General features: G+C 73.2%; 2 protein-coding genes. Both read right to left on the bottom strand.

The annotated features are described in order from the left end of the window. Window positions 1–849: alcohol dehydrogenase catalytic domain-containing protein (locus ACFWWU_RS37290; protein ID WP_384153663.1), on the bottom strand; the 849-nt coding region annotated here is incomplete at its 3' end. Continuing rightward, entirely contained in the window at window positions 842–1,147 is a 306-nt protein-coding gene (locus tag ACFWWU_RS37285) for a putative quinol monooxygenase (RefSeq protein ID WP_384153660.1), read from the bottom strand. The genes ACFWWU_RS37285 and ACFWWU_RS37290, both read right to left, overlap by 8 nt. Between the last annotated feature and the right edge of the window lie 114 nt (window positions 1,148–1,261).

Here is a 1,261-nt window from a genome sequence, read left to right as displayed (position 1 = left end):
GCCGCGGGCGAGCAGCTCGAGGCACGCGCCCATGACCCGCGCGCTGCCGACCGCCTCGATCGCGATGTCGACCCCGACGCCGCCGGTGAGGTCGGCGACGAGGTCGGCGGCGGCGTCCGGAGTGGCCACCGCATTCGCACCCGCCTGCAGTGCGAGCTCGTGCTTGTCGGTGTTGGGGTCGACGGCGATGACGGCGACGTCGTCGATCTGGGCCGCCGCCATGACCGCCGCGAGACCCACCGCGCCGAGGCCGAAGACGATCACCGTCTGACCGGGCGCCACCTCGGCGGTGTTGAACACCGCGCCCATGCCGGTGAGTGCGGCGCAGCCGAACATCGCGGCGATCTCGAACGGCACGTCGCGGTCGATGACGACGAGCGACTCCGCGGCGACGACGGCGTACTCGGCGAAGGCCGAGACCCCGAGGTGATGGCTCACTCGGCCGCCGGCGGCGTCGGTGAGCACGGATGCCCCGTGCAGCAGCTCTCCCGAACCGTTCACCTCCGCGGCGCGCGAGCACAGCGCCGGCCGGCCGGCTCGGCACTCCCGGCAGTCGCCGCAGCTCGGCACGAAGACGAGCACGACGTGGTCGCCGACCGAGATGCCGTCGACCCCGTCGCCGACCGCCTCGACGATGCCCGCCGCCTCGTGGCCGAGCGCCATCGGCAGCGGGCGGGGCCGGGAGCCGTTCACGACCGACAGGTCGGAGTGGCAGAGGCTCGCTCGCTCGATGCGCACACCCACCTCGCCGGCGCGCGGACCGGTGACGTCGAGGGCCTCGATCACGAGCGGCCGGCTCTCGGCATAGGGGCGGGCGGAGCCCTGCGCACGGAGGACGGCGCTACGCATCCGTCACCTCGACGTAGCGCTCGACGACCCGATCGGCGAGCAGCGGGATGATGCGGCCCACGCCGATGCGCTGGAAGTGCTCGGACTCGCGATGGGCGGCGAAGCCGGCCTCGTCGTCGTAGCGCTCGAGGATGACGATCTCGTCGGGGTCGGCGACGCCGCGGTAGAAGTCGTAGGCGAGGTTCGCCGGCTCGGCGCGACTGGCGGCGGCGAGCTCGCCGAGCAGCTCGAGCACGGTCTCGGTCTCGCCGGGAAGCGGGAAGTAGCGGGCGATGACCTGGAATCGGGGTGCTGGCACGTGGGTCTCCTGTCGGATGGGAGCAGCAGGGCCCGCGGCCGGAGACCGGCCACGGGGCATCCGCTCAGCGTCGGGTGATCGACCAGAGCTCGACGTCGCTCGTCGAGACGGCCT

Origin of the sequence: Streptomyces sp. NPDC058650 (genome assembly GCF_042717315.1) — a bacterium.
Taxonomy (GTDB): Bacteria; Actinomycetota; Actinomycetes; order Streptomycetales; family Streptomycetaceae; genus Streptomyces.
The sequence above is the reverse complement of the archived record's forward strand: the minus strand, read 5'-3'. Positions and strand labels throughout refer to the sequence as shown.